The following is a 1652-nucleotide window of genomic DNA, read 5'->3' on the forward strand; positions in this document are numbered from 1 at the left end:
GGCAATGGGCGTGACCTGTCCCATGACGGTCGAAAGCTGGCCGGTGATGTTGCCCGCAATGGTCGCGACATCATCCAGCGCGCCGGTCAGGCCCGACAGGGCGGACCCCGCATCATCACCCACCAGCGCCGACAGCCCCGACGTGACGCCGGATGTCGCGGCCACCTGCGGGGGCTGTTCCAGCACCAGCCGGTAGGGAATGACGATACCCTTCTGCGTGTAGTCGTATGAATACTGCACGATGCGCACCAGCAGCGACAGCCCTGCCCCGCTAAAGGCCACGGGCTGGCCCGCAATGCGCATCTGCCTGAGCATCCATGCCCGTTCGATGGCGGTGGGACCGACAAACGTGCCCGACAGTTCCAGCCGGTCGGGGTCGTTGCCCACCGCGTCGATGATTTTGTTGCCACCGGGCAGCCGGTGGACGGCAACCTGCTGGGCGCCGCCATCGCGGATCAGGTGCGGCACCTCCATGCCGGTCAGGGTCAGCCCGCCAATGGTCACGGGGGCCGACGCCCACAGCCGCCCGATCGAGCCGATCGCGGTCTGCGCGTTCATAAGGGTCAGGGACATCAGTGGCCTCCCCCGCCCCGCGCGCCACTGCCCGCGGGCGGCGCGTGGGCGGGATGAAGAATATGAAACGGGAATGGGGGAAACGGGCCGTGGCGCGCGGTATCGCGCAGCCATGCCATCATTGCCCCTGTCTAACGCCAGATCGTGCAGGCTGGAAGCATGCGGCGCGCCCCGCCCGTCAGGCTGCGGCAGGGAATGTCCGGAAAATACCCGGCACTCATAAGGATATTTCTGGCGAGGCCTGTTTCGGGACGCTCCGGAGGACGCCGACCGGAAACTTCTTTTTGTTCCCCCTGGCGTCCTGCCTGCCGCCTGCGGCGATCAGATTCCCACCGCCCGGCCCGGCATCTGCGCATAGCGGATGACGTCGGGCGCGGTGCCGGTCGCACGCAGTTCGTGGCGGGCGGCGGCAGTGTCGATCCGGGCCATGGCCTGCCCCACCGCCTGGTGGTCCAGCGTGACGGGAATGGTGACCTGCACGACCGGCGGCCTGTCGCCGCACGGGGCGGGTGGGACGCTGCCGGTCCGCTCCATCGGGGCGGGGTTGATGAAGGGTGGCCTGCCCCGCGTGACCGGTTCCGGCGGGACGCGCAATGGGGCAACGCCCCGCACCCGCGCGACATGCGGGATCAGGCCCGCCCTGCGGGGGCTGCCTGGCCCACCCGGCATGGGCATGGTTTCCCCCCGGATGGCGCGGGCGACGGGCAGGCCGGGCATGACGGGCCGGGCGATGGTGACGGTGGCCTGATCCGCAGGCTGCCGGTCGAATAGCAGGCGCGTGAACCGGCCTGCCACCCCGTCCGGGCGCGGGAACCGGGCCGGGCGGTTCCCTGCCCGCCCTGTCCCGGGCACGGTGGCGGGAACGGGGGGCCGCGCCGTACGGGTCAGCACTGGCGCAGGATCGCGCGGGGCGCTGCCGTTTCGCGCGGCGATGGCCGCCATCCGCGCCGTCATGGCCTGTGTCTGTAGGACGACACGGGGGACAACAGTATGCGGCATGGCCCGTGACAGGGCTGGCGACGTGGCCCCGGACACGGAACGGGTGCGGCTGGCCCGTGCCGGGTCTGCCCTGTCGCCCG

General features: G+C 70.9%; 1 protein-coding gene and 1 pseudogene. Both read right to left on the minus strand.

The annotated features are described in order from the left end of the window. Positions 1-573: pseudogene (locus B7449_RS16600) on the minus strand (hypothetical protein); the annotation flags it as partial. Positions 574-894: 321 nt separating this feature from the next. Further along, on the minus strand, positions 895-1652 hold a 758-nt coding region (locus B7449_RS21150), incomplete at its 5' end, for a hypothetical protein (protein ID WP_209426769.1).

Source organism: Komagataeibacter intermedius TF2 (assembly GCF_000964425.1).
Lineage (GTDB): Bacteria > Pseudomonadota > Alphaproteobacteria > Acetobacterales > Acetobacteraceae > Komagataeibacter > Komagataeibacter intermedius.